Raw genomic sequence first — 21,276 nt, forward strand, 5'->3', positions numbered from 1 at the left:
GCCTGAGCGATGGCTGTGCCAGCGCGCCGCGACACCCGCATGCGGGTCTCCGAGTACCGGGAATGGGCCGCAACCCGACCGGACGACGAGCGCTGGGAATTGATCGACGGGGTGCCGATGATGATGTCGCCGGCAAAGGGCCGGCATCAGCGCATCGTCATGAACATCGCCAAACGCCTCGACGACCTCGCCGAGCGCCGCGGCTGCGGCGCCTATCCCGGGCTCGCGATCCTGAGCGAGGCCATGGACGACTACGCACCGATTCCCGACGTGGTGGTGCAATGCGGCGCGCCGCCCGAGGACGGCTACACCAGCGATCCGCTGGTCGTCGTGGAAGTCCTCTCGCCCTCGACCCTCGTCCTCGATCGCGGCCGCAAGACCGAGTTCTACCAGACCGTCCCCTCGCTCGCCGTGCTCCTGCTCGTGCATCAGGACGAGGCGCGGGTGGAGGTCTGGCGCCGCGCTCCGGATTGGACGGTTCAGTTCGCCGGCCCCGGCGCCAGCATCGATCTACCCGAACTCGGCGGCGCGCTGGCGGTCGCGGAGATCTATGCGCGCCTCAGCGTCTGACCCCGCGCCGCACGCCGCTTGCCTAGCGGAAAGGCAGTGCTAGCATCGAGGCGGTTTTCGGAGGCCCCTCGATGGCGCTCGCCCTTCGGCGCGACCCCGGCATGGGGCTCGCGGAGTATCAGGCCTGGGTCGCAGACCGGCCCGACGAGGAACGCTGGGAGCTGTTCGACGGCGAACCGGTGCACATGGCGCCGCAGAGCGAGCGGCACCAGCAGATCATCGCGAACTTGGTCCGGCACCTCCGGCCGTTCGGACGCGACCGCGGCTGCCGTGCCATTCCCGGCATCGCCGTGCTGAGCGACAGCATGGACACCTTCGCACCGATCCCCAACGTGGTGGTGCGCTGCGGACCGCCGCTGAGGAATGGCTACGCCCGCGATCCCGTCCTCGTCGCAGAGGTGCTCTCGACCATGAGCCGGGACCGCGGTCGCAAGACCGACTTCTACCGGACCATCGCCTCCCTTAAAGCGTTCCTGATCGTCTATCAGGACGAGCCGCGGGTCGAGGTTTGGCGCCGCGGGTCGGATACCGGCTGGACATTCGAGGCCTGCGGCCTCGACGGCACGGTCAGCCTGCCCGAACTCGGCGGCCACTTGGCCGTTGCCGAGATCTACGACGACATCGCCTTCTAGACGACGAACCCGCGCGGGACCGGCCTTGCCCCATTTCGAAGACTACTACGCCAACAAGCTGCGCGGCTCGCTCGGGGTCACCGACGCGGAATCGGTGCTCGACCTGCGCGGGGCCAATCGCCCGACCGCGGAAGCCTCGCTGACCGACATGCTGGAGCGCAGCCGCTTCGCCAAGGGCAAGACCGTGGCGATCCGCCTGGATGCGCCACCAGAGGGCGGGGGCGAGACCCTGTTCCAGCCGATCGGGCGCCAGCTTCTCGACGCCAAGCGCCGCGGCTGGATCGAGCGGCTCCAAACCCTGCCCGCGGGCGACGGGCTCGGCTTCTACGTGGCGCTGGCCGGCAAGCCCGACCGCGAGCGCGACTGAATCCCGATGGCTTGGAGTCGCAACGACAACGCGTTGGAGCACCTCGCCCGCTTCGGCTACGGCGCCCGCGGCATCGTCTACTGCGTCGTGGGGGGGCTGGCCGTTCTTGCCGCCCTCGGTCAGGGCGGATCGGCCGGCGACAGCAAATCGGCCCTGCGCGCGGTGCTCGGCGGTCCGTTCGGCGCCGTCATCGTCGGGCTGATCGCCTTCGGGCTTGCGAGCTTTGCCCTGTGGCGGGTCGTGGAAGGAGCGACCGACGCCGACCGGCGCGGGCGCTCGGCGAAAGCGCTCGCCGTGCGCGGCGCCCACCTGATCAGCGCCGTAATCTATGCCGGCCTCGCCCTCACCGCCGGCCAGCTCGCCTTCGGCATCGGCCGCGCCTCCGCCGGCGGAGACGGGGTGCGGGACTGGACCAAGTGGCTGCTCAACCAGCCTTTCGGCCCATGGCTGGTCGGGATCGTCGGCCTCGGCATCGCCGCCGCCGGGATCGGCTACGCCGCCAAGGCCTGGAAGGGCAACGTCACCGAGCGGCTCTCCCTTCCCGCCGGCGCCGAGGCCTGGATCGACCGGCTCGGCCGGTTCGGCTACGCGGCGCGGGGGCTGGTCTTCCTGATGATCGGCGGCTTCGTCCTGACCGCCGCCTGGACGCAGGCCTCCTCCGACGCCTCGGGTCTCTCGGGCGCCTTCTCGGCGCTGCGGGCGCAGCCCTACGGCTGGGTGCTGCTCGCCATCGTCGCCGCCGGCCACTTCGCCTTCGGCGCCTTCGGCCTGATCCAGGCCCGCTACCGCCACATCGACGCCCCGGATCTCGACGAAGGGGATGGGGCGGTGGCCAGGGCGGTCCGCGCCGCGCGTTGACAATCCCCCCGATCGGCGCCGATACCGCGCTCCGCCTGGAGCATCGGCCTTCGGCCGAAACCGGTATCGATCATTCGGGCCGATGCTCTGATACGGTCTCCGCTTGATCAAAGTGGGGGCCGTGTCAGCGAGCCCGCGCGGCGCTTGAGCGGAGCCCAAATCCGCCATCCCGAAGGGATCAACCGGATTTGGCATGACACGAAGCACCATGCAGAAGCGCACCTTCAAGACGGCGGTGATGGTCGTCCACGATCTCGCCGCGACCGCGGCGGCCGTGGTGCTGACCTTCGTCTTCCGCTTCCAGGACGGGGCGCTGGCCGAGCGCCTGCACGCGCTGCCGCTGCTGCTGCCGCCGTTCCTGGCCTATGCCGGGCTGATCTACGCGTGGTTCCGGCTCTACCGCACCAAGTGGCGCTTCGCTTCGCTGCCCGACCTCGCCGGCATCGTGCGCGCCGCCAGCGTGACTGCGCTGACGCTGCTCGTGCTCGATTACGTGCTGGTCTCCTCGAACCTCTACGGGTTCTACTTCTTCGGCAAGGTGGCGATCCTCCTCTATTGGGTGCTGCAGATCTTCCTGCTCGGCGGGCCGCGGCTGGCCTTCCGCTACCTGAAATACGCCCGCTCCCGGCAGAGCCAAGCGCGCGCCGCCACCACGCCGACGCTCCTGCTCGGCCGCGGCGCCGATATCGAGATCGTGCTGCGGGCGATCGAATCCGGCTCGGTCAAGCGGCTCTCGCCCAAGGGCATCCTCTCGCCGCGGGCGGACGAGGCGGGCCAGATGATGCGCGGCGTGCCCGTGCTCGGCGGTTTCCGCGACCTCGAACAGGTGGTGACCGATCTGGCCAATCGCGGCCTGCCGGTGCGCCGGCTCGTGGCGACGCCGAGCGCGCTGGCGCCCGAATCCGAGCCCGACGACCTGATCGCCCGCGCCCGCCGGCTCGGTCTGCCGCTCGCCCGCGTCACCAGCCTCGGCGAGGGAATGCGCGATGCCGAACTCGCGCCGCTGGAAATCGAGGATCTTTTGCTGCGCCCGACCGTCGCCATCGACCGGCCGCGGCTGGAAAGCTTCCTCACCGGCGCCCGCGTGGTCGTGACCGGCGGCGGCGGTTCGATCGGTGCGGAGATCTGCGCCCGCGCCGTCGCCTTCGGCGCCGCGGCTTTGCTCGTCATCGAGAATTCGGAGCCGGCGCTGCACGCCGTCCTCAACGGTCCGGCCCTGCTCCATGCCGAGGCCGAGGTGCAAGGCGCGCTCGCCGACATCCGCGACCGCGAGCGGCTGCACGCCATCCTCCGCGACTTCCGGCCGACCTACGTCTTCCACGCCGCCGCACTGAAGCAGGTGCCCTATCTCGAGCGCGATTGGGCCGAAGGCATCAAGACCAACGTGTTCGGCTCGATCAACGTCGCCGAAGCCACCGTCGCCGCGGGGGCGCGCGCCCTGGTGATGATCTCGACCGACAAGGCGATCGAGCCGGTCTCGCAACTCGGCGTCACCAAGCGCTTCGCCGAGATGGTCGCCCAGTCCCTCGATCATGAAACCGCGCTCGACGCGGTACGCGGCGGCGCGGAAGCGACCCGGCTCATCGCCGTGCGCTTCGGCAACGTGCTGGGCTCGGCCGGCTCGGTGGTGCCCGTGTTCAAGGCGCAGATCGCCCGCGGCGGCCCGGTCACCGTGACCCACGCGGAGATGGTGCGCTACTTCATGACCGTGCGCGAGGCCTCCGACCTCGTGCTCACCGCCGCCTCCCACGCCGATGCGGAGGGGCGCGGCGATACCGGCGACCAGCGCGCGGCGGTCTACGTGCTCAAGATGGGCCAGCCGGTGCGCATCCGCGATCTGGCCGAGCGGATGATCCGGCTCGCCGGCTTCGAACCCGGCGAGGACATCGAGATCCAAGTGACCGGCGCGCGGCCGGGCGAGCGGCTCAACGAGATCCTGTTCGCCAAGGAAGAGCCGCGGGTGACGCTCGCCGGCATCGAGGGCGTGATGGCGGCCAAGCCCGTCTTCGCCGACCGCGCCGTGCTGGAGGGCTGGATCGCGCGTCTGCGCGAGGCGGTGGCGGCTGGCGACCGGGGGGCGGCGGAGGCCGTGTTCGAGGAGGCGATCCCGGATTTCCGCAATCGCGCCAGGGCCGTTCCGACCACGAAGCCAGAGAGCCTCGCGCCACCGCCCCAAGCTGCCGAGGCGGCAACCGCCTGACACCTCGGTTTCCGTGAAGCTCAGGCGCCTTCGCCGCCGCGGCGATCAAAGCGGGCGCGGGCCTCCTGGATCTCCGGCAGATGAGCGAAGGCCCAGGCGCCGAGCGCCTGGATCGGCTCCCGAAGCGAGCGCCCGAGTTCGGTCAGCTCATAATCGACCCGCGGCGGGATCGTCGGGAAGATCGTGCGCGTCACGAGCCCGTCCCGCTCCAGTCCGCGCAGGGTGAAGGTGAGCATCCGCTGCGAGATGCCGCCGATCATCCGTTTCAGCTCGTTGAAGCGCCGCGGACCGTCTCCGAGCATCATGACGACGAGGACGCTCCACTTGTCGCCGATCCGCGCCAGGACCGTGCCGACGAGGCGGCAATCCTGCCCGGAATGATCGGGCCGCCGCGGCGCGTCGGTTCCCTCGATGTGCCCGGGTTCCAAGAATGTGCCTCCTTGCGCAGGGTTGACGGTGGTTATCTATAGCGCCTCGGTTCAATTCTGATACCGAGGATCAAACATGAAGCTCCTTCACGTCGACGGAAGCATTCTAGGACCGCATTCCGTCAGCCGGACGGTTTCCGCCGCCATCGTAGACCGCCTGCGAGTGCAGCATCCCGACCTCGACGTCACCTACCGCGACCTCGCCCAGACGCCGCTGCCGCATCTCTCGGGCGCGGTCCTCGCCGGGGCACAGCCCAACGCGACGAACACGCCCGACGTGCAGCACGACGTTGATCTCGGCCGGCAGGTGCTGGAGGAGTTCCTGGCGGCCGATGCCGTGGTGATCGGAGCGCCCCTCTACAACTTCACCCTGTCGAGCCAACTCAAGGCCTGGATCGACCGCATCCTCGTGGCCGGCGTCACCTTCCGCTACGGGCCGTCCGGGGCCGAAGGTCTCGCGGGCGGCAAGCGGGTCATCGCCGTCGTCTCGCGCGGCGGCCTTTACGGACCGGGCACGCCCGCAGCGTCGGCCGAGCACGCGGAGACGTATCTGCGCACGGTGCTGGCCTTCATCGGCATCACGGCGCCGGAGATGATCGTCGCCGAAGGCATCGCCCTGGGTCAGGAGGCCCGCGAGCGGGCGGTGGCCGGTGCCCTTGAGGCTGCGGCGGTTCTCAAGGCGGCCTGAGACCTCAACCGCCCGTCCGCGCCAAAGCCGCGAGCCCGTCCCGCGACGCTTGCGCCGGCCGCCAGCCGAGGGCCTCCAGGCCCTCGGCGCGGGCGACGAGCGAGCCGGACAGCCGGTCGAAGGCGGCCTCGCGGCCGGTGGCCCGGCAGGCGAGGCCGATCAGCGGCACCGGACAAGGCAGCAGACCGGGCCCGCGGTCGAGGCCGGCACGGAGCGCGGCAAGCATCTCGGGCAGCGTCAACGGATCGGGATCGGCCACGACCAGCGGGCGCTTCAGGGGGCCGGGCGCCTCCAGAGCCGTCGCCACCGCGACCGCGAGACTCTCGACCGAGACCAGCGAGCGGCGCCCGGTCAAGCTCGCGAGCGGCAGCGGATAGGGTGTGCGGGCGAGCTTGAGCAGCGCCGCCATATTCCCCTTCACCCCGGCGCCGTAGACCAGAACCGGACGCAGGGCGACCCAGTCGAGCCCGGTCTCGGCCAATGCCTCTTCGGCGGCAAGCTTCGAGCGGCCGTAAGGATCGGTCGGCGCGGGCGCGTCCGCCTCGGACACGGGCGCCGGGGTGCTCGAACCCACCTGCGCCCGGATCGAGGAGAGGAAGACGAAGCGGCCCACCCGTGCCCGCTGCGCGGCCTCGGCGAGCGTGCGCGTCGCCTCTGTGTTCGAGTTGCGAAAATCGTCCTCGGGCGCGCCGGACATGGCGTGGGCAAGGCCCGCCGAATGCACCACCGCATCGACCCCGCTGAGCGCGGCGGCCATGTTCATCGGCCGCGCCAGATCGCCGACCACGGCACCGCTTGCACCCTCCGGAACCTCGACCGGCCGGCGCAGCAACACCCGCACCCGGTAGCCCCGCTCCGAAAGCGCCCGCAGCAGGTGGCGTCCGATGAAGCCGGTGGCTCCCGTCAGCGCGATCAGCTTTCCGCTCACCCGGTCATCCCCTCACGTGCTGGCGGTCCGCGGCGTCGTGAACCGGCGCAGCAGCCACCCGACGAGCCCCGCCGCAACGACGAGACAGGCGAGCGTGACGGCCGGAGACGGCCAAAGCAAGGTCGCGCCCGCCAGCCCGGCAAGCGCCACCTGCACGGCGAAGACCGAGCCGACCACGCTCGGAACGGAGAAGCCGTTGACGGTGGCGACCTGATAGTAGTGGCTGCGGTGGGCCTGCCAGACCGGATCGCCCCGCCGCAGACGCCACAGCAGGGTGAGCGTCGCATCGGCGAGCGGATAGAGCGGCAGGATCAGCGCGGAGGCCAAGCCCCCCTCTCCTGCGAGGCGGAACAGCAGCCATGCCACGATCAGCCCGACCGGCAGCGAACCGACATCACCCATGAACAGCCGCGCCACCGGGCGGTTGAACGGCGCGAAGCCGAGAAGGCCGCCGAGCAGGGCACCGGCGACCAGTGTCGGCTCGGGAGCGTAGCGGCCGGCGAGACCGAGGGCGAACAGGAAGGCTAACGGCGGCACGAACTCGGCCAGCGTCATCCAGTCGAGCCCGTCCATGAAGTTGACGAGGTTGACGAACCAGAGGCCGGCGAGGATCGCGACGGCGCGCTCCAGCCCCAGCGGCACGTCCGGGAACAGGCGGCCTTCGGCGGTGAGCACGACGGCGGCGACCGCGCCGGCCTGGATCACCAGCCGGAGCGAAGCCGGCAGCGGCCGGATGTCATCGACGGCGCCGATGGCGGCGAGCACGATCACGGAGAGAGCCAGCACCGGCAGCTCGACGCCCCCGAGCGCGCTCCCGGTCGGCGCGGCCAGGACGACGACCGTGAGCAGTGCGGCGGCGATGATCGCGATCCCGCCGCCCTGGGGCGTCGGCACCCGGTGGCTGGAGCGCGCGTTGGGCCGCGCGAGCGCGTAGCGCTGCAGGAGCGGCTTCAGCAGCAGGATGAGGCCGGCGGAGAGAAGCGCCGCCAGCGGCACGACGAGGAGCGGAGCGAAAATCATCGCGCTGCCGAAAGCCGCGGAACTCCCCTCCCCCCTCTGCAGGGGAGGGTTTTTCCTGGGTGCCGCGTTCTGATCGTTCGCATAGTCCCCGATCTACCGGCCCGTATCCGCCCAAGCGAGACCCAAGCGAGACCGCGGCGACCGATCCTAACTTGTTTTGGCCGCAAAGCCACGCGATCCGCGTCGCACGGTCCGCCGAAAGAGCGGTGGGTGGGCCGCGCGTCCCCGGTCGGCTCGCCTTGCGGGGGCGGGGAGCCGCCGATACGACTTGGCCGCACGCCCCCACCGCTGAAGCCGGCTGTCAAGAATCGCCCGTTGCGCACGCTTTCCCTGGCCCTTGCCCTGGCCCTCGCGATCCTGACGGCCGTGGCGGGTTCCCTCGCCGGCCTCCTCGGGACCACCACCCCCGCCTACGCGGTCGAGGCCGTGCGCGTCACCCTCGACGCGCCCGCCATCGACCTGACGCCGACGATCGAGCGCTATCGCTCGGACGGCGACCTGATCCAGATCTCCACCGCGCCGGGCAAGGACGGCATCGTGCGGCGCATCGCGGTCAAGGCGCGCGAGGCCGGCGCGCGTCCCGACTGGATGGTGTTCGCGCTCACCAACGACACCGACGAGCAGATCGACCGCCTGCTGGTCGCCCCCCACTTCCGCCTCGTCGGTTCCGGGGTGATCTGGCCCGATCTCGGCGGCTCGCGCATTGCCGCGATCACCGCGAGCGAGGGCATCCGGCCCGAGCGCGACGAGAGCCTCGACGCCGACCAGTTCCTGATCACCATCGATCCCGGCACCACGGTAACCTATGTCGCCGAGCTCAAAGGTCCGAACATCCCGCAGGTCTACCTCTGGGATCAGGACGCCTACCGCAAGAAGACCTCGGGGCTCACCCTCTACAAGGGTATCATTATCGGCATCGCCGGGCTCTTAGCGCTGTTCCTCACCATCATCTTCGTGGTGAAGGGCGCGATCATTTTCCCCGCCGCCGCTGCGCTGTCCTGGGCGGTGCTGGCCTATGCCTGCATCGATTTCGGCTTCCTGCAACGGGTGTTTCCCGTCACCGAAGCCGCCGAGCGGATCTACCGGGCCTCCGCCGAGGCGGTGCTCGGCGCGACCCTGCTGGTGTTCCTGTTCGCCTATCTCAACCTGTCGCGCTGGCACGTGCGCTACAGCCACGTCGCCTTCTTCTGGCTCACCTTTCTCGCCGGCCTCGTGGCGCTCGCCGTGTTCGACCCGCCGGTGGCGGCGGGCGTGGCGCGCATCTCGATCGCCGCGGTGGCGGGCGTCGGGCTCCTCCTGATCCTCTATCTCGCCGTCCATAACGGCTACGACCGCGCTATCCTGCTCGTGCCGACATGGCTGCTGCTGCTGGTCTGGGTGGTGGCGGCGGGCTTCGCCATCACCGGGCATATCGGCTCCGACCTCGTGCAGCCGGCGCTCATCGGCGGCCTCGTGCTCATCGTCATGCTGATCGGCTTCACGGTGATGCAGCACGCCTTCGCCGGCGGGGGCCTGAGCCACAGCCTCGTCTCCGACACCGAGCGCCGGGCGCTGGCGCTGACGGGAGCAGGCGACATCGTGTTCGACTGGGACGTGCCGGGCGACCGCGTCTTCGCCGGCCCCGAGATCGAAGCGCAGCTCGGGCTCAAGCGCGGTACCCTCGAAGGGCCGGCGGCGAACTGGCTCGGCCTGCTCCACCCCTTCGACGTGGAGCGCTACTCGGCCGCCCTCGACACGGTGATCGAGGAGCGGCGCGGGCGCATCGTCCACGATTTCCGCCTGCGCTCGGCCGATGGCCCCTACGCGTGGTATCGACTGAAGGCGCGCCCGGTGATCGGCACCGACGGCGAGGTGATCCGCATCGTCGGCACCATCAGCGACGTGACCGAAGCGAAGACCGCCGAGGAGCGGCTGCTGCACGACGCCGTGCATGACAGCTTGACCGGCCTGCCCAACCGCGAGCTGTTTCACGACCGCCTGGAGGCCGCGCTGGCTCTGGCCAGCCAGGACCCGCGCCTGAAGCCCGCGGTGATTGCCCTCGACATCGACCGGTTCAAGGCGATCAACGACGCCATCGGCCTCTCGGCGGGCGACTCGATCCTGCTCACGCTGTCGCGCCGGCTCGGCCGGCTGCTGCGCCCGCAGGACACCCTGGCGCGGGTGGCGGGCGACGAGTTCGCGGTGATCCTGCTCTCCGAGCGCGAGCCCGACCGCATCCTCTCGTTCGCCGAGATGATCCGGCGCGCCATCGCCACCCCCGTCACCTACGCCGACCGCGAGGTGTTCCTCACCGTCTCCATCGGTATCGCCCTGCACGAGGCCGGCCAAGGGAGCGCTCAGGGTGCGAGCGGCCAGGGCAGCGGGCAGACGCGGCGCGAAGAGGTGTTCAAGAACGCCGAGATGGCGATGATCCAGGCCAAGCGCGGCGGCGGCGACCGGATCGAGGTGTTCCGCGCCAACATGCGGCTGGAGCGCTCAGACCGGCTGATGCTGGAAGCCGACCTGCGCAAGGCGCTGGAGCGCAACGAGATCAAGGTGCTGTTCCAGCCGATCGTCCGGCTCGAAGACCGCACGGTGGCCGGGTTCGAGACGCTGCTGCGCTGGGATCACCCGAAGCTCGGCCGCATCCCGCCCTCGACCTTCCTGCCGGTGGCGGAAGAGACCGGCGTCATCGTCCCACTCGGCAATTTCGCCATCGAGCGCACGGCTTTGGAACTCGCCGCCTGGCAGCGCTCGCTCGATGTCGAGCCGCCGATCTTCGCCTCGGTCAACGTCTCCTCGCGCCAGCTCCTGCGCCACGACCTCCTGCACGATGTGAAGACGGTGATCGCCCGCACCGGCGTGCTGCCCGGCTCGCTCAAGCTGGAGATGGCCGAGGGGCTGGTGATGGAGAACCCGGAATACGCCGCCCAGATGCTCACCCGCATCCACGATCTCGGCGCCGGCCTCGTCCTCGACGATTTCGGCACCGGCTACTCGGCGATCTCCTACCTTCAGCGCTTCCCCTTCGACACGATCAAGATCGACCAGAGCTTCGTGCGCCAGATGGGCCAGGGGCGCAGCGCGATGCTGCGCTCGGTCCTGCGGATGGGGCAGGAGCTGGGCCTCGCCACCATCGCCGAGGGGGCCGAATCGGAAGAGGATGCGCAGGGGCTGCAGGAGCTCGGCTGCGATTACGCTCAAGGCGCGGCCTTCGGCGAGCCGATGACCGTGCTCCAGGCGCGCCAGCTCGTCGGCGCCGCGCCCGAGGCCGCGTGACCGCGCCGATCTCACGATGAGGCAGGTCCCTCAAGCTTCAGTTTAAACCTCCTTTAACCATGTTGAAGGAAGGTCCATCCGAACGATCCGGGACGCTGCTTCGGTGGTCCCGCCGGACTGAGGATGGACGATGATCGAGGCCACGAGACGCAGGAGCCCGGCCCTCTCCGGCAGCGCGATGCGGCGCCTCATGACACGCCCGATCCACGCCCATCTCGCCGTCGCGGCGCAGCCGCGTCTCGTTCCGGTGGAAGCGCCGGCGGACGTGGCGGAAGAGAACCCGGCGGACGCCGTGGCGCCGGCCACGGCGGACACGGACGTCGACCTCCTTGCTCCCTCCCAGCCCGAAGCCGATGCCGGTGAAGCGGATCTGACGCGCCTGCGCCTCGAAGTGGCGATGATGAAGGCCGCGCTCGCCGCCGAGCGCCGGGAAAGCGAAGCGCTTCGCAGCAGCCTCGGCCTCGTGGAAGCGGAAACGCTGAGCGAGGAGGCCCGCGCCGTGCGCGCACGCTGGGCCGCCCTGGTCGAGCGGCTGATCCACGACCCGCTCTGATCCCTCCAAGACACCTCTCATTTCGATCGGAGCGGGTTGCCGCCATGCGTGCTCCCATGAGCGCCCGTTGCTCGCTTGTCGTGAACGGTCAGGCCCTGCGGGTCTCTCCCGGCGACACGTCCCTGGAAACCGCGCTCGCCGACGGCGTGATCGCTCCGATGACCGGTCTGCTCGGCCAGGGCGCAGGCCCCGCCTCGCGGCGGTTGCCGGTCCGCGCCCGGCGGGCGGAGGCAGTGACCCTTTCCGTGCCCGATCCGGACGCGGCGATCCGACCCGTCAAGACGCCCGCCCGGACGCTCGTGCGCCGCACCGGCAGCATCGACACGATAACGGCACTGGCGCCGCGAGTCGTGCAGGTGGTCGCGACCCTAGAGCGGCGGCTTCCCTTCGAGCCGGGCGATCAGGTCGTCGTCACGCTCGAGGGCGGCCGCCCGGTCACCCTCACCCCGACGCTCGGCGTCGAGGGCGGGGCGGAGTTGAACGAGCTCGTCTTCCACCTGCGCGGCGAGTGCGCCGAGGATCTCACCGCCCTGTTCGGCTGCGCGGTCGAGCCCGGCCGCACGGTCAAGGTGAAGGGCCCCGTCGGCAACGGCACCTACCGGCCCGGCGGCGGACGCCTCGTGCTGGTGGCAGCAGAAACCGGATTCGCCGGCATCTGGGCCATCGCCCGCGCCGCGCGCTACGTCGAGCCCGCCCGCGAGATCTGCCTCATCGTCGGGGCCCGCGATCCCCTCGACCTCTACATGCGCCCGTCGCTGGAATGGCTGCGCGCCACCGGCGTGACCCGCATCACGATCGCCGCCGACCGTCACCGCCAGCGCGCCCCCGACGTGCGACCCGGCCCGCTCACCGCCCACATCCCCACCTTACGGGCGACCGACGTGGTGCACGCCTCCGGCTGCCCCTCGACGCTGGGTGCGGTCGAGGTTTTGGCGGCGGCAGCGGGTGCGCGGTACTACCCGATCCCGCTCGAACCGGGGGCGTAAGGCGCCTCAGAACTTCGATTCAGGGCTGCGCTTCCGCCCAGGCCATGACGGCCGAGATATGCCAAGCATATCCGGCCGCGATGAAGCAGAACGTCGCGATCATTCCGAGCCAGTACCAGTCACTGGCTGATCCCGCCTTTTGCCTGATATTGAGGAACACTCCAGGGGCTGTGACCGCCAAGATCGCCACGATTATCCAGAGGCCGACTGCCTTTGGAGCGAACCAAGTTGGCTGTCCGTTAACGCCCCATTGCATAGGCACTTTTCCGGTCTTTATGCTTCCGCCGTAAGTGAGATTGATGGCCGATATCGCGGCGATCGCGGCGAGGCACGAAAACCAAGCGAGCTTCGGCAGACGTTGATCCATGGTGCATGCGCCCCGATGCGCGGTCAGGCGAAAGCCAAGCTAGAACCGGCACCGAGGCGGAACAATCTATGATTGCATATAAAGATAACGGCTCGTCTCAACCCGATGCCGTAAAGGCCGGCACCAGTTCCAGCCGCTGCTTGCGCTGAACTCGGAAGGAACCGGGGTGAGAAACGATAGGGGCGGAAGGAGCCTCCGCCCCTCCCGCCCTGCGCGCGTCCTTGTAGGCCCTTAGGCCACCTTCACCCGCCAGATCTCCTCGGCGTATTCCCGCATCGAGCGGTCGGAGGAGAACCACGCCATCCGCGCGGTGTTGAGGATTGCCGCGCGCCACCACTGCGCCGGGCGCTTCCAGGCGGCGTCAATCTCGCGCTGGACACGCCAGTAATCCTCGAAATCGACCGTGGTCAGGTAACGGTCGCCGTGGCGCAACTCGTCCACCAGCGGCGCGAAGCGGCCGGGATCGTCCGGCGAGAACGTGCCGTTGCCGATGGCGTCGAGCGCCGCGGCCAGCCGGGCCGAGGCTGCGATCGCCTTGGCGGCGTAGTCCGGCTCCTTCACGCGCGCAAGCACGCCCTCGGCGTCGAGGCCGAAGATGAAGATGTTCTCCGCGCCGACATGGTCCTTGATCTCGATGTTGGCACCGTCGAGCGTGCCGACGGTGAGCGCACCGTTGAGCGCGAGCTTCATGTTGCCCGTGCCGGAAGCCTCCATGCCGGCGGTCGAGATCTGCTCGGAGAGGTCGGCCGCCGGGATGATGACCTCGGCCAGGCTCACCGAGTAGTTCGGCAGGAACACCACCTTCAGCCGGTCGCCGATCTCGGGATCGTTGTTGACGACATTCGCAATGTCGCCCGCCAGCTTGATGATGAGCTTGGCCTGGACGTAGCTCGGCGCCGCCTTGCCGGCGAAGATCTTGACCCGCGGCGTCCAGTCCTTGTGCGGGGCCTGCTTGATGGCTTGATAGAGTGCCACTGTTTCGATCAGGTTGAGGAGCTGGCGCTTGTACTCGTGGATGCGCTTGATCTGCACGTCGAACAGGGCCGACGGATCGACGGTGACGCCGGTGCGCTCGGCAATGACCTGGGCGAGGCGCTCCTTGCGGGCCTTGCGCATCGCCGCGTAGCGCTTACGGAAATCCGCGTCGTCGGCGAACGGCACCAGCCGCTCGAGCAGAGTCGGATCATCGAGCACGCCCTCGCCCGCCGCCTCGACGGCGAGCGCCGTCAGCTCCGGATTGGCGTTGTGCAGCCAGCGGCGGAAGGTGATGCCGTTGGTCTTGTTGATGATCTTCTCCGGCTCGATGGCGTGGAGATCCTTGAACACGGTCGATTTCAGCAGCTCGCTGTGGAGCGCCGAAACGCCATTGACCCGGCGCGAGCCGTGGAAGGCGAGCGGTCCCATGCGCACGCGCCGCCCGTGCGTCTCGTCGATCAGCGAGACGGTGGACACGTCGAACGCACCACTACGGGCATTCTTGCTCTGCTCCTCGAGGTGCAGCCAGTTGATCAGGTAGATGATCTGCATGTGGCGCGGCAGCAGCCGCTCCATCAGCTCGACCGGCCAGGTCTCCAGTGCCTCGGGCAGCAGGGTGTGGTTGGTGTAGTGCAGGGTGTGGGTGGTGATCTGCCACGCATCCTCCCACGGGAGGTCGTGATCCTCCATCAGGATGCGCATCAGCTCCGGCACGGCGATGGCCGGATGGGTGTCGTTGAGCTGGATCGCGGCGTGGTCGGGCAGGGAGCGGAGCGATCCCCGCTCGGCCACGTGCCGGCGCACGAGATCCTGCAGCGAGGCGGAGGTGAAGAAGAATTCCTGGCGTAGGCGCAGCTCTTGGCCCTCGGCGGAGGAATCGCTCGGGTAGAGCACCCGCGAGATCGCCTCGGCCCGGGCCCGGCCCGCCACCGCCCCGACATGGTCGCCGGCATTGAAGCGGGCGAGCTCGACCGGCGCGTCGGCCTCCGCCTTCCACAGGCGCAGGACGTTGACGTGCTTAGCTTTCCAGCCGACGATCGGCACATCGTAGGCCACGGCATTCACGGTCTCGGCCGGATGCCAGTGGCGGCGGATGTGGTGATCGCCCTGGCTCGTCATGGTGACGTGGCCGCCGAAGCCGATCGTGTAGGTGGCTTCCGGCCGCGCGAACTCCCAGGGGTTGCCTTCCGCGAGCCAGGTCTCCGGCGCCTCGCGCTGCCACCCGTTCTCCAACGACTGGCGAAAGATGCCGTGGTCGTAGCGGATGCCGTAGCCGACCGCCGGGATCGACAGACTCGCCATACTCTCCATGAAGCAGGCGGCGAGCCGGCCGAGGCCGCCATTGCCGAGCGCGGCGTCGGGCTCGGCACCCTCGACGTCGGCGAGATCGATCCCGAGGTCGCGAAGCGCGGCCCTGGTGGTCTCGACGAGGCCGAGATTGTTCATCGCATCCGACAGGAGCCGGCCGATCAGGAATTCGAGCGAGAGGTAGTAGACCCGCTTGTCCGGCACGGTGCCGGCCTGGGCCCGGTCGCGGGCATCGACGATCCGATCGCGCAGCGCCAGGGCGGTGGCGGCGAACCAGTCGCGCTCGCGGGCGGCCTCGGGCGTCTTGCCGATCGCGTAGACGAGCTTGGCGCGGATGTCCTCGCGCAAGGCCACGACGGCATCGGCATGGACGATTTCGCGCGGCTTAACAAAGGTAGCGGCGGCTTTCGCCGTCTTCGCCGATGAAGCGGATGTGTCCGCTTCGTCATTTCTGTCGCGAGCGGACGGAGCTTCTTTCAGCACCTGAGATTCCCCCTTCGTTGCAGCCGAAGCAGCTGAAGCATTTCGGTTCAACGCAGATCCTGCCCTCTTCTTGCGGTGGCACGATGATCCGCGACGTGGCCTGTCGCCCTGCGGGACCATGGTGTTGCCGGTGACCCGACTTGTCGAGACACATGCGTGCAAACATGTCGTTCGCAAGCTGTGTGCCCGCACGTCTGTGTCACGTTAGACACAACGCTTTCGTGTCACCCCAAGGCCCGCACGAGAGATGGCATCCACCGCTTGAAGGCTTGCTGAACGGCCCTACGCCCTCCTCTGGCCGGGTGCGCGCGGTGCCGGCAGCGTCAGGGCGGGAGGTCCGATGTCAGGTCCGGTATCCGGGACGAACCGCTCCGAGGCGGTCTGGTGGCAGAGCGGGACAGTCTATCAGGTCTATCCGCGCTCGTTCCAGGACACGGATGGTGACGGCGTCGGCGATCTTCGGGGGATCACGGCGCGGCTGGATTACCTCGCATGGCTCGGCGTCGATGCGGTCTGGATCTCGCCGTTCTACCGCTCGCCGATGGCCGATTTCGGCTACGACGTGGCGGATTACTGCGCCATCGACCCGCTGTTCGGCACACTGGCGGATTTCGACACTCTGATCGGCGAGGCGCATCGGCGGCGCCTGAAGGTGATCCTCGACTTCGTGCCCAACCACAGCTCGATCGAGCATCCGTGGTTCGTCGAGAGCCGGGCGAGCCGCGCGGCACGCAAGCGCGACTGGTACATCTGGCGCGACGCCGGCCCCGATGGTGGCCCGCCCAACAACTGGCTCTCGAATTTCGGCGGTCCGGCCTGGACCCGCGATCCGGCGACCGGTCAGTACTACTACCACGCCTTCCTGCCCGAGCAGCCGGACCTGAACTGGCGCAACCCCGAGGTGCGGGCGGCGATGCACGACGCCCTGCGCTTCTGGCTGGATCGCGGCGTGGACGGCTTCCGCGTCGACGTGATCTGGCACCTGATCAAGGATGAGGGATTCCGCGACAATCCGCACAATCCCGACTTCGAACCGCATCAGGCCGGGATCAACCGCTTCCATCAGACCTATTCCTGCGATCGGCCCGAGGTGCTCGACGTCATCGCCGGAATGCGCGCGGTGCTGCGCGACTATGGCGAGCGGGTGCTGATCGGCGAGATCTACCTGCCGATCGAGCGGCTGATGGCCTATTACGGGCCGGAACTCGGCGGGGCCGATCTCCCCTTCAACTTCCAGCTCATCCAGACACCGTGGCGCGCCGACGCGGTGGCGGCCCTGGTCGCGGAATACGAGGCGGCTTTGCCCGAGGGCGGCTGGCCGAACTGGGTGCTCGGCAATCACGACCAGCCTCGCATCGCCGCCCGCGTCGGCGAGGCACAGGAGCGGGTCGCGGCGATGCTGCTGCTGACGCTACGCGGCACGCCCACCCTCTATTACGGCGACGAGATCGGCCTCGGACATGTCCCGGTGCTGCCTGAGCGGGCCCAGGACCCGTGGGGCCGCAACGAGCCCGGTCACGGGCGCGACCCCGAGCGCACGCCGATGCAGTGGGAGGACGCGCCGAACGCGGGCTTCACCACCGGCACGCCCTGGCTGCCGCTCAGCGCGGACGCGGATCGGCGCAACGTCGAGACGATGCGCGATGATTCCCGCTCGATCCTGACGTTGTACCGCCGGCTGCTGTCCTTGCGCCGGGATCATCCCGCCCTCTCGATCGGCAATTGGCGCAACCTGACCCTGGATACGGATCTCGCCGCCGAGGTGTTCGGCTTCGAGCGCTTCGCGGGTGATGAAACCCTGCGCATCCTGCTCAATTTCAGCACGCGGGAATGGCGGGTGCCTCTGCACGAGAGAGGGGCCTGGACGATCCTGCTCTCGACCCACGCCGGACGAACGGGCGAGAGGGTTGAGGGCGGCCTCGCCCTCGGACCGGACGAAGGCGTTATCCTGAGCCCGGTCGGCGGGTAGGGGATCGCCTCCCTCGAAAGCCGGCATCCGCCTTTCGAGTCGCTGCGACGCACCCTGCGCATGCGACCCAACCGAATCCGGGAAGAATACGCAGAATGGCCGACACATGCCCGCAACGCAGACAACCCATGATGGAAACGCAGGCGCCGGATCAAAAATATTGGTCTGAACGTGGTCTGAATTGTGCAATGCAACGGAACGGATTGCCTTCCGGAGCATTTCAATGCCGAGCGCAGCAGCGGCGGGTCCCGCATACCAACAGCGGCGCAGGTGGGGCGGGGGCGAAGCGATGGCTTACGTGGATCTCGGTGCGCGCCCGTTCGCCGAGCCGCCGTCGCCGATCTCCGCCTTCGAACCCGATCACAGGCTCGGCAACGCACTCCTTCCCCGCATCCTCTACGCCACCCCCGAGATGGCGGATTTCGTGAAGACCGGCGGACTCGGCGAAGTCGCGGGCGCCCTACCCCGTGCCCTGCGCCGCCACTACGACGTCCGCGTCCTCATCCCCGGCTACGCGCGGGTGCTTGCCGGCCTCGAAAACCTGACGATGGTCGGTCGGTTCGGCGCCTTCGCCGGCGTACCCGGCTGCGAACTCGGCTACGGCACCACGCCGGACGGGCTCGGCGTCTACGTCCTTGTGGCGCCTGACCTCTACGAGCGCGACGGCACGCCCTACGGCGACGCGGACGGCGATTTCGGCGACAACGACTTGCGATTTGCTCGCCTGAGCCGCGCGGCGGCGGAGCTCGCAGCCGGGATCGATCCGCTCTGGTCGGCCGACCTGCTGCACCTCAACGATTGGCAGACGGCCCTGGCGCCGGCCTACATGTCCTGGCTCGGCATCCGCCGGCCGAGCGTGCTGACGATCCACAACCTCGCCTATCAGGGCCTGTTCCCCCGTGACAATCTTGGGCGGATCGGCGCGCCGGACTATGCTTTCCAGATGGACGGCGTGGAGTTCTACGGGCAGCTTTCCTTCCTCAAGGCGGGCATCTTCCACGCCTCGCACGTCACCACGGTGAGCGAGACCTATGCCCGCGAGATCACGACGCCCGAGGGTGGCTGCGGCCTCGACGGCCTGTTGCGCACCCGCGCCGCGCAGGGGCGCCTGACCGGCATCCTCAACGGCATCGACGAGAGCTGGGACCCGCGCACCGACTCGCATCTCGCCACCCGCTTCGAGCCCGACGATTGGAAGGGCAAGCGCGCCAATGCCGACGAGGTGCGTAAACAGTTCGGCATGGCGGTTTCCCGCGGGCCGCTCTTCGCCATCGTCTCGCGCCTCGTGCACCAGAAGGGCATCGATCTCAGCATCAGTGCCGCCGAATCGATCGTCGCCGAGGGCGGGCAACTCGTGGTGATCGGCCAGGGCGAGGGCCGGTTCGAGGAGGCCCTGCGCGATCTCGCCGGACGCTACCCTGAGAATGTCGGCGTCCATGTCGGTTTTCGCGAAACGGAAGCGCGCCGCATCTTCGCCGGCAGCGACTTTCTGCTGATGCCCTCGCGCTTCGAGCCCTGCGGCCTAGCGCAGATGTACGCGCAACGCTTCGGCTCCCTGCCGATCGTGCGCCGCACCGGTGGGCTCAACGATACGGTCGAGGATGGGGTGACCGGCTTCACCTTCGGCGAGGCCTCGCCGCGGGGACTGACCTCGGCGATCCGCCGCGCCTTCGAGACCTTCGGCCAGAAGAAGCGCCTCAACACTATGCGCCGCAGCGCCATGTCCCGCTCCTTCGGTTGGGACGGGGCAGCGCTGAACTACTGCAATCTCTACGCCCGCGCCTTCGGCAACCACACCGCCCGGCGCTGGAAGGCCGCCTGAGACGCGGCAGACGACCGACGGGCTTGCGGGAACACAGCATCCCGAGGGCGGTTTCCCGGAGAATGTCGTCGCGTTTCCATGGCACGGAACGGAGCGTTCCGCGTTGAGCGTCCATGGACGCGACCGTGCTGCCTTCACGCAGCAACCCCCTGATCCTCAGGCTTCGCCACGGCCCGGACCTCGACGCCGGCGACCGGGCCCTGCTCGCCGATATGGCCAGGGTCAAGCGCAGCCTGGACCCGCAGCAGGACATCGTGCGGGCGGGCGACGTGGCGGCTGGCGTCCACCTCATCCTCGAAGGCTTCGCCTTCCGCTACAAGATCATCGATGACGGGCAGCGCCAGATCATCGGCCTGCTCCTGCCCGGCGATTTCTGTGATCTGCAATCGATCGTACTCGGCCCATCCGACCATTACATCGCCGCGCTGACCCCCTGCATCGTCGCCGACATCCCCCAGGAGCAGGTCGATTCTCTGGTCTTCCGCGATTCCCGCCTCGCCCGGGCCCTGTGGTGGGCGACTCTCGTCGACGAGAGCATCCTGCGGGAATGGCTCGCCAGCATGGGCCAGCGCCCCGCCGACAAGCGCATCGCTCACCTGTTCTGCGAGCTGCTGCTGCGCCAACAACTCGTCGGCGCCGCCGGAGAACGGGACTGCCCGCTGCCCCTGACCCAGCCGATGCTCGCCGACATCCTCGGCATTACGACGATCCACGTGAGCCGCATCCTGCGCGACCTGCGACTGGCCGGATTGATCCAGTTGAAGGACCGTCGGCTCTACATCCCCAACGTCGCCCGCCTGCGGAGTTTCTGCGACTTCGATCCGGCCTATCTGCACCTGGTCCGGATGCCCGATCCCGACGCGGTGGAGGAGGCCGCGCGGACCGGGCCCTGACGCGCGCGCAGGCCTGCCCCCTCGGAAGGATGCCTGTACGGCAGGCAGGATCATGCCGATTCTCTCGGCCCCGCCCCCGGCTCTTCGCCCGGGCCGCGCATGAGAACAAAGACGCCATGGCAGCCCCCGATCCCGTCCCGCAGATCGCCCTCAACGATGGACGGTCCATCCCTCAACTCGGCTTCGGCGTCTGGCGTTTGCAGGAAGCCGAGACGCCGTCCCTCGTCGGCACGGCGCTCGGCAGCGGCTACCGATCGATCGACACCGCCGCGGCCTACGGCAATGAAGCCGGCGTCGGGCGCGGTCTGCGCGAGACAGTGGTGTCGCGTGCCGAGGTCTTCGTGACGACGAAGCTGTGGAACGACAGCCAGGGCTACGACGCGGCGCTGCGCGCCTTCGACGAGAGCCTCGCCCGGCTCGGCCTGGAGCAGGTCGATCTCTACCTGATCCACTGGCCCTGCCCCGACCGGGGTCTCTATCTCGACACGTGGAGAGCCCTGATCCGCCTGCGCGAGGAAGGCCGTGCGGCCTCGATCGGCGTCTCGAACTTCACCGAGGGTCAGCTCGATCGGCTCGTGAGCGAGACCGGCGTCGCACCGACCCTCAACCAGATCGAACTGCACCCGCGCTTTCAGCAGCACGCGCTTCGGGCGGCCCATGCCCGGCTCGGCATCGTCACCGAGGCCTGGAGCCCCTTGGGACAGGCCCAGGTGCTGGACGATCCCGCCATCACCCGGATCGCCGACCGCCTCGGGCGCAGCCCGGCCCAGGTGGTTCTGCGCTGGCACATCGAGAACGGCTTCGTGACGATCCCGAAATCCGCGACGCCTGCCCGAATGCACGAGAACATCGACGTGTTCGGCTTCGCCCTCACGCAGGAGGACCACGCGGCCATCGCCGCTCTCGATCGGGCCGACGGGCGGATCGGGCCGGATCCGATGACGTTCCAATAGGAGCCCGCTGGGGTCGCT

18 protein-coding genes are annotated in these 21,276 nt (G+C 69.0%); 13 read left to right on the plus strand and 5 right to left on the minus strand.

Annotated features, from left to right (window positions below; translation table 11 throughout):
• Positions 1-9: 9 nt before the first annotated feature.
• The 5 genes from MFF24_RS13185 to MFF24_RS13205 all read left to right on the plus strand — a co-directional run bounded on the left by MFF24_RS13185 (position 10) and on the right by MFF24_RS13205 (position 4,627).
• Complete coding sequence (locus MFF24_RS13185; protein ID WP_108939980.1) at positions 10-570, plus strand: Uma2 family endonuclease; 561 nt, start codon at positions 10-12, stop codon at positions 568-570.
• A gap of 71 nt (positions 571-641) precedes the next feature.
• Positions 642-1,202, plus strand: coding sequence for a Uma2 family endonuclease (locus MFF24_RS13190; RefSeq protein ID WP_238224845.1), 561 nt, complete (start codon positions 642-644; stop codon positions 1,200-1,202).
• A gap of 25 nt (positions 1,203-1,227) precedes the next feature.
• Positions 1,228-1,569, plus strand: coding sequence for a hypothetical protein (locus MFF24_RS13195; protein ID WP_108939978.1), 342 nt, complete (start codon positions 1,228-1,230; stop codon positions 1,567-1,569).
• A gap of 6 nt (positions 1,570-1,575) precedes the next feature.
• On the plus strand, positions 1,576-2,427 hold the full coding sequence (locus tag MFF24_RS13200) for a DUF1206 domain-containing protein (RefSeq protein WP_108939977.1): 852 nt from the start codon (positions 1,576-1,578) through the stop codon (positions 2,425-2,427).
• Between the two features lie 208 nt (positions 2,428-2,635).
• Positions 2,636-4,627, plus strand: coding sequence for an SDR family NAD(P)-dependent oxidoreductase (locus MFF24_RS13205; protein ID WP_238224921.1), 1,992 nt, complete (start codon positions 2,636-2,638; stop codon positions 4,625-4,627).
• Between the two features lie 20 nt (positions 4,628-4,647).
• Here the strand turns inward: MFF24_RS13205 and MFF24_RS13210 are convergent, their stop codons facing one another.
• The gene (locus MFF24_RS13210; RefSeq protein WP_108939975.1) at positions 4,648-5,055 is read right to left on the minus strand and encodes a winged helix-turn-helix transcriptional regulator; all 408 of its coding nucleotides are present in this window, start codon (positions 5,053-5,055) and stop codon (positions 4,648-4,650) included.
• 76 nt (positions 5,056-5,131) lie between these two features.
• On the opposite strand from MFF24_RS13210, the gene MFF24_RS13215 reads away from it, so the two are divergent.
• Positions 5,132-5,743, plus strand: a complete 612-nt coding sequence (locus MFF24_RS13215; RefSeq protein WP_238224846.1) for an FMN-dependent NADH-azoreductase — start codon at positions 5,132-5,134, stop codon at positions 5,741-5,743.
• Positions 5,744-5,747: 4 nt separating this feature from the next.
• Here the strand turns inward: MFF24_RS13215 and MFF24_RS13220 are convergent, their stop codons facing one another.
• Together MFF24_RS13220 and MFF24_RS13225 are read right to left on the minus strand one after the other, a co-directional pair.
• The gene (locus tag MFF24_RS13220; RefSeq protein ID WP_108939973.1) at positions 5,748-6,671 is read right to left on the minus strand and encodes an NAD-dependent epimerase/dehydratase family protein; all 924 of its coding nucleotides are present in this window, start codon (positions 6,669-6,671) and stop codon (positions 5,748-5,750) included.
• A 12-nt stretch (positions 6,672-6,683) separates the two neighbouring features.
• On the minus strand, positions 6,684-7,691 hold the full coding sequence (locus MFF24_RS13225) for an MraY family glycosyltransferase (protein ID WP_238224847.1): 1,008 nt from the start codon (positions 7,689-7,691) through the stop codon (positions 6,684-6,686).
• A gap of 315 nt (positions 7,692-8,006) precedes the next feature.
• On the opposite strand from MFF24_RS13225, the gene MFF24_RS13230 reads away from it, so the two are divergent.
• The 3 genes from MFF24_RS13230 to MFF24_RS13240 all read left to right on the plus strand — a co-directional run bounded on the left by MFF24_RS13230 (position 8,007) and on the right by MFF24_RS13240 (position 12,488).
• Positions 8,007-10,949: an EAL domain-containing protein gene (locus MFF24_RS13230; RefSeq protein WP_238224848.1), complete on the plus strand. Its 2,943-nt coding sequence runs from the start codon at positions 8,007-8,009 to the stop codon at positions 10,947-10,949.
• 130 nt (positions 10,950-11,079) lie between these two features.
• Positions 11,080-11,502, plus strand: coding sequence for a hypothetical protein (locus MFF24_RS13235; RefSeq protein ID WP_238224849.1), 423 nt, complete (start codon positions 11,080-11,082; stop codon positions 11,500-11,502).
• A 44-nt stretch (positions 11,503-11,546) separates the two neighbouring features.
• Complete coding sequence (locus MFF24_RS13240) at positions 11,547-12,488, plus strand: ferredoxin reductase domain-containing protein (protein ID WP_238224851.1); 942 nt, start codon at positions 11,547-11,549, stop codon at positions 12,486-12,488.
• Positions 12,489-12,507: 19 nt separating this feature from the next.
• Here MFF24_RS13240 and MFF24_RS13245 read toward each other — a convergent pair whose 3' ends face one another.
• Entirely contained in the window at positions 12,508-12,855 is a 348-nt protein-coding gene (locus MFF24_RS13245; RefSeq protein ID WP_238224852.1) for a DUF1648 domain-containing protein, read from the minus strand.
• Positions 12,856-13,086: 231 nt separating this feature from the next.
• Positions 13,087-15,621: a glycogen/starch/alpha-glucan phosphorylase gene (locus tag MFF24_RS13250; RefSeq protein ID WP_238224853.1), complete on the minus strand. Its 2,535-nt coding sequence runs from the start codon at positions 15,619-15,621 to the stop codon at positions 13,087-13,089.
• A gap of 340 nt (positions 15,622-15,961) precedes the next feature.
• Here MFF24_RS13250 and MFF24_RS13255 point away from each other — a divergent pair, with 340 nt between their 5' ends.
• From MFF24_RS13255 to MFF24_RS13270, 4 genes are all read left to right on the plus strand, one after another.
• Positions 15,962-17,590: an alpha-amylase family glycosyl hydrolase gene (locus tag MFF24_RS13255; RefSeq protein ID WP_238224855.1), complete on the plus strand. Its 1,629-nt coding sequence runs from the start codon at positions 15,962-15,964 to the stop codon at positions 17,588-17,590.
• A 289-nt stretch (positions 17,591-17,879) separates the two neighbouring features.
• Positions 17,880-19,412, plus strand: coding sequence for a glycogen synthase GlgA (gene glgA / locus MFF24_RS13260; RefSeq protein WP_238224856.1), 1,533 nt, complete (start codon positions 17,880-17,882; stop codon positions 19,410-19,412).
• A 113-nt stretch (positions 19,413-19,525) separates the two neighbouring features.
• On the plus strand, positions 19,526-20,305 hold the full coding sequence (locus MFF24_RS13265) for a Crp/Fnr family transcriptional regulator (RefSeq protein ID WP_238224857.1): 780 nt from the start codon (positions 19,526-19,528) through the stop codon (positions 20,303-20,305).
• A 116-nt stretch (positions 20,306-20,421) separates the two neighbouring features.
• On the plus strand, positions 20,422-21,258 hold the full coding sequence (locus MFF24_RS13270; protein ID WP_108939963.1) for an aldo/keto reductase: 837 nt from the start codon (positions 20,422-20,424) through the stop codon (positions 21,256-21,258).
• The last annotated feature ends 18 nt before the right edge of the window (positions 21,259-21,276 follow it).

The sequence above is a fragment of the Methylorubrum aminovorans genome, assembly GCF_022179725.1.
Classification (GTDB): domain Bacteria; phylum Pseudomonadota; class Alphaproteobacteria; order Rhizobiales; family Beijerinckiaceae; genus Methylobacterium; species Methylobacterium aminovorans.

What these genes read in the sequence shown, in the direction of transcription:
- MFF24_RS13185 (WP_108939980.1), top strand. Translation starts at nt 10, where the DNA reads ATGGCTGTGCCAGCGCGCCGCGACACCCGCATGCGGGTCTCCGAGTAC.
- MFF24_RS13190 (WP_238224845.1), top strand. Translation starts at nt 642, where the DNA reads ATGGCGCTCGCCCTTCGGCGCGACCCCGGCATGGGGCTCGCGGAGTAT.
- MFF24_RS13200 (WP_108939977.1), top strand. Translation starts at nt 1,576, where the DNA reads ATGGCTTGGAGTCGCAACGACAACGCGTTGGAGCACCTCGCCCGCTTC.
- MFF24_RS13205 (WP_238224921.1), top strand. Translation starts at nt 2,636, where the DNA reads ATGCAGAAGCGCACCTTCAAGACGGCGGTGATGGTCGTCCACGATCTC.
- MFF24_RS13215 (WP_238224846.1), top strand. Translation starts at nt 5,132, where the DNA reads ATGAAGCTCCTTCACGTCGACGGAAGCATTCTAGGACCGCATTCCGTC.
- MFF24_RS13225 (WP_238224847.1), bottom strand. Translation starts at nt 7,691, where the DNA reads ATGATTTTCGCTCCGCTCCTCGTCGTGCCGCTGGCGGCGCTTCTCTCC.
- MFF24_RS13235 (WP_238224849.1), top strand. Translation starts at nt 11,080, where the DNA reads ATGATCGAGGCCACGAGACGCAGGAGCCCGGCCCTCTCCGGCAGCGCG.
- MFF24_RS13240 (WP_238224851.1), top strand. Translation starts at nt 11,547, where the DNA reads ATGCGTGCTCCCATGAGCGCCCGTTGCTCGCTTGTCGTGAACGGTCAG.
- MFF24_RS13245 (WP_238224852.1), bottom strand. Translation starts at nt 12,855, where the DNA reads ATGGATCAACGTCTGCCGAAGCTCGCTTGGTTTTCGTGCCTCGCCGCG.
- MFF24_RS13255 (WP_238224855.1), top strand. Translation starts at nt 15,962, where the DNA reads ATGTCAGGTCCGGTATCCGGGACGAACCGCTCCGAGGCGGTCTGGTGG.
- glgA (WP_238224856.1), top strand. Translation starts at nt 17,880, where the DNA reads ATGGCTTACGTGGATCTCGGTGCGCGCCCGTTCGCCGAGCCGCCGTCG.
- MFF24_RS13265 (WP_238224857.1), top strand. Translation starts at nt 19,526, where the DNA reads ATGGACGCGACCGTGCTGCCTTCACGCAGCAACCCCCTGATCCTCAGG.
- MFF24_RS13270 (WP_108939963.1), top strand. Translation starts at nt 20,422, where the DNA reads ATGGCAGCCCCCGATCCCGTCCCGCAGATCGCCCTCAACGATGGACGG.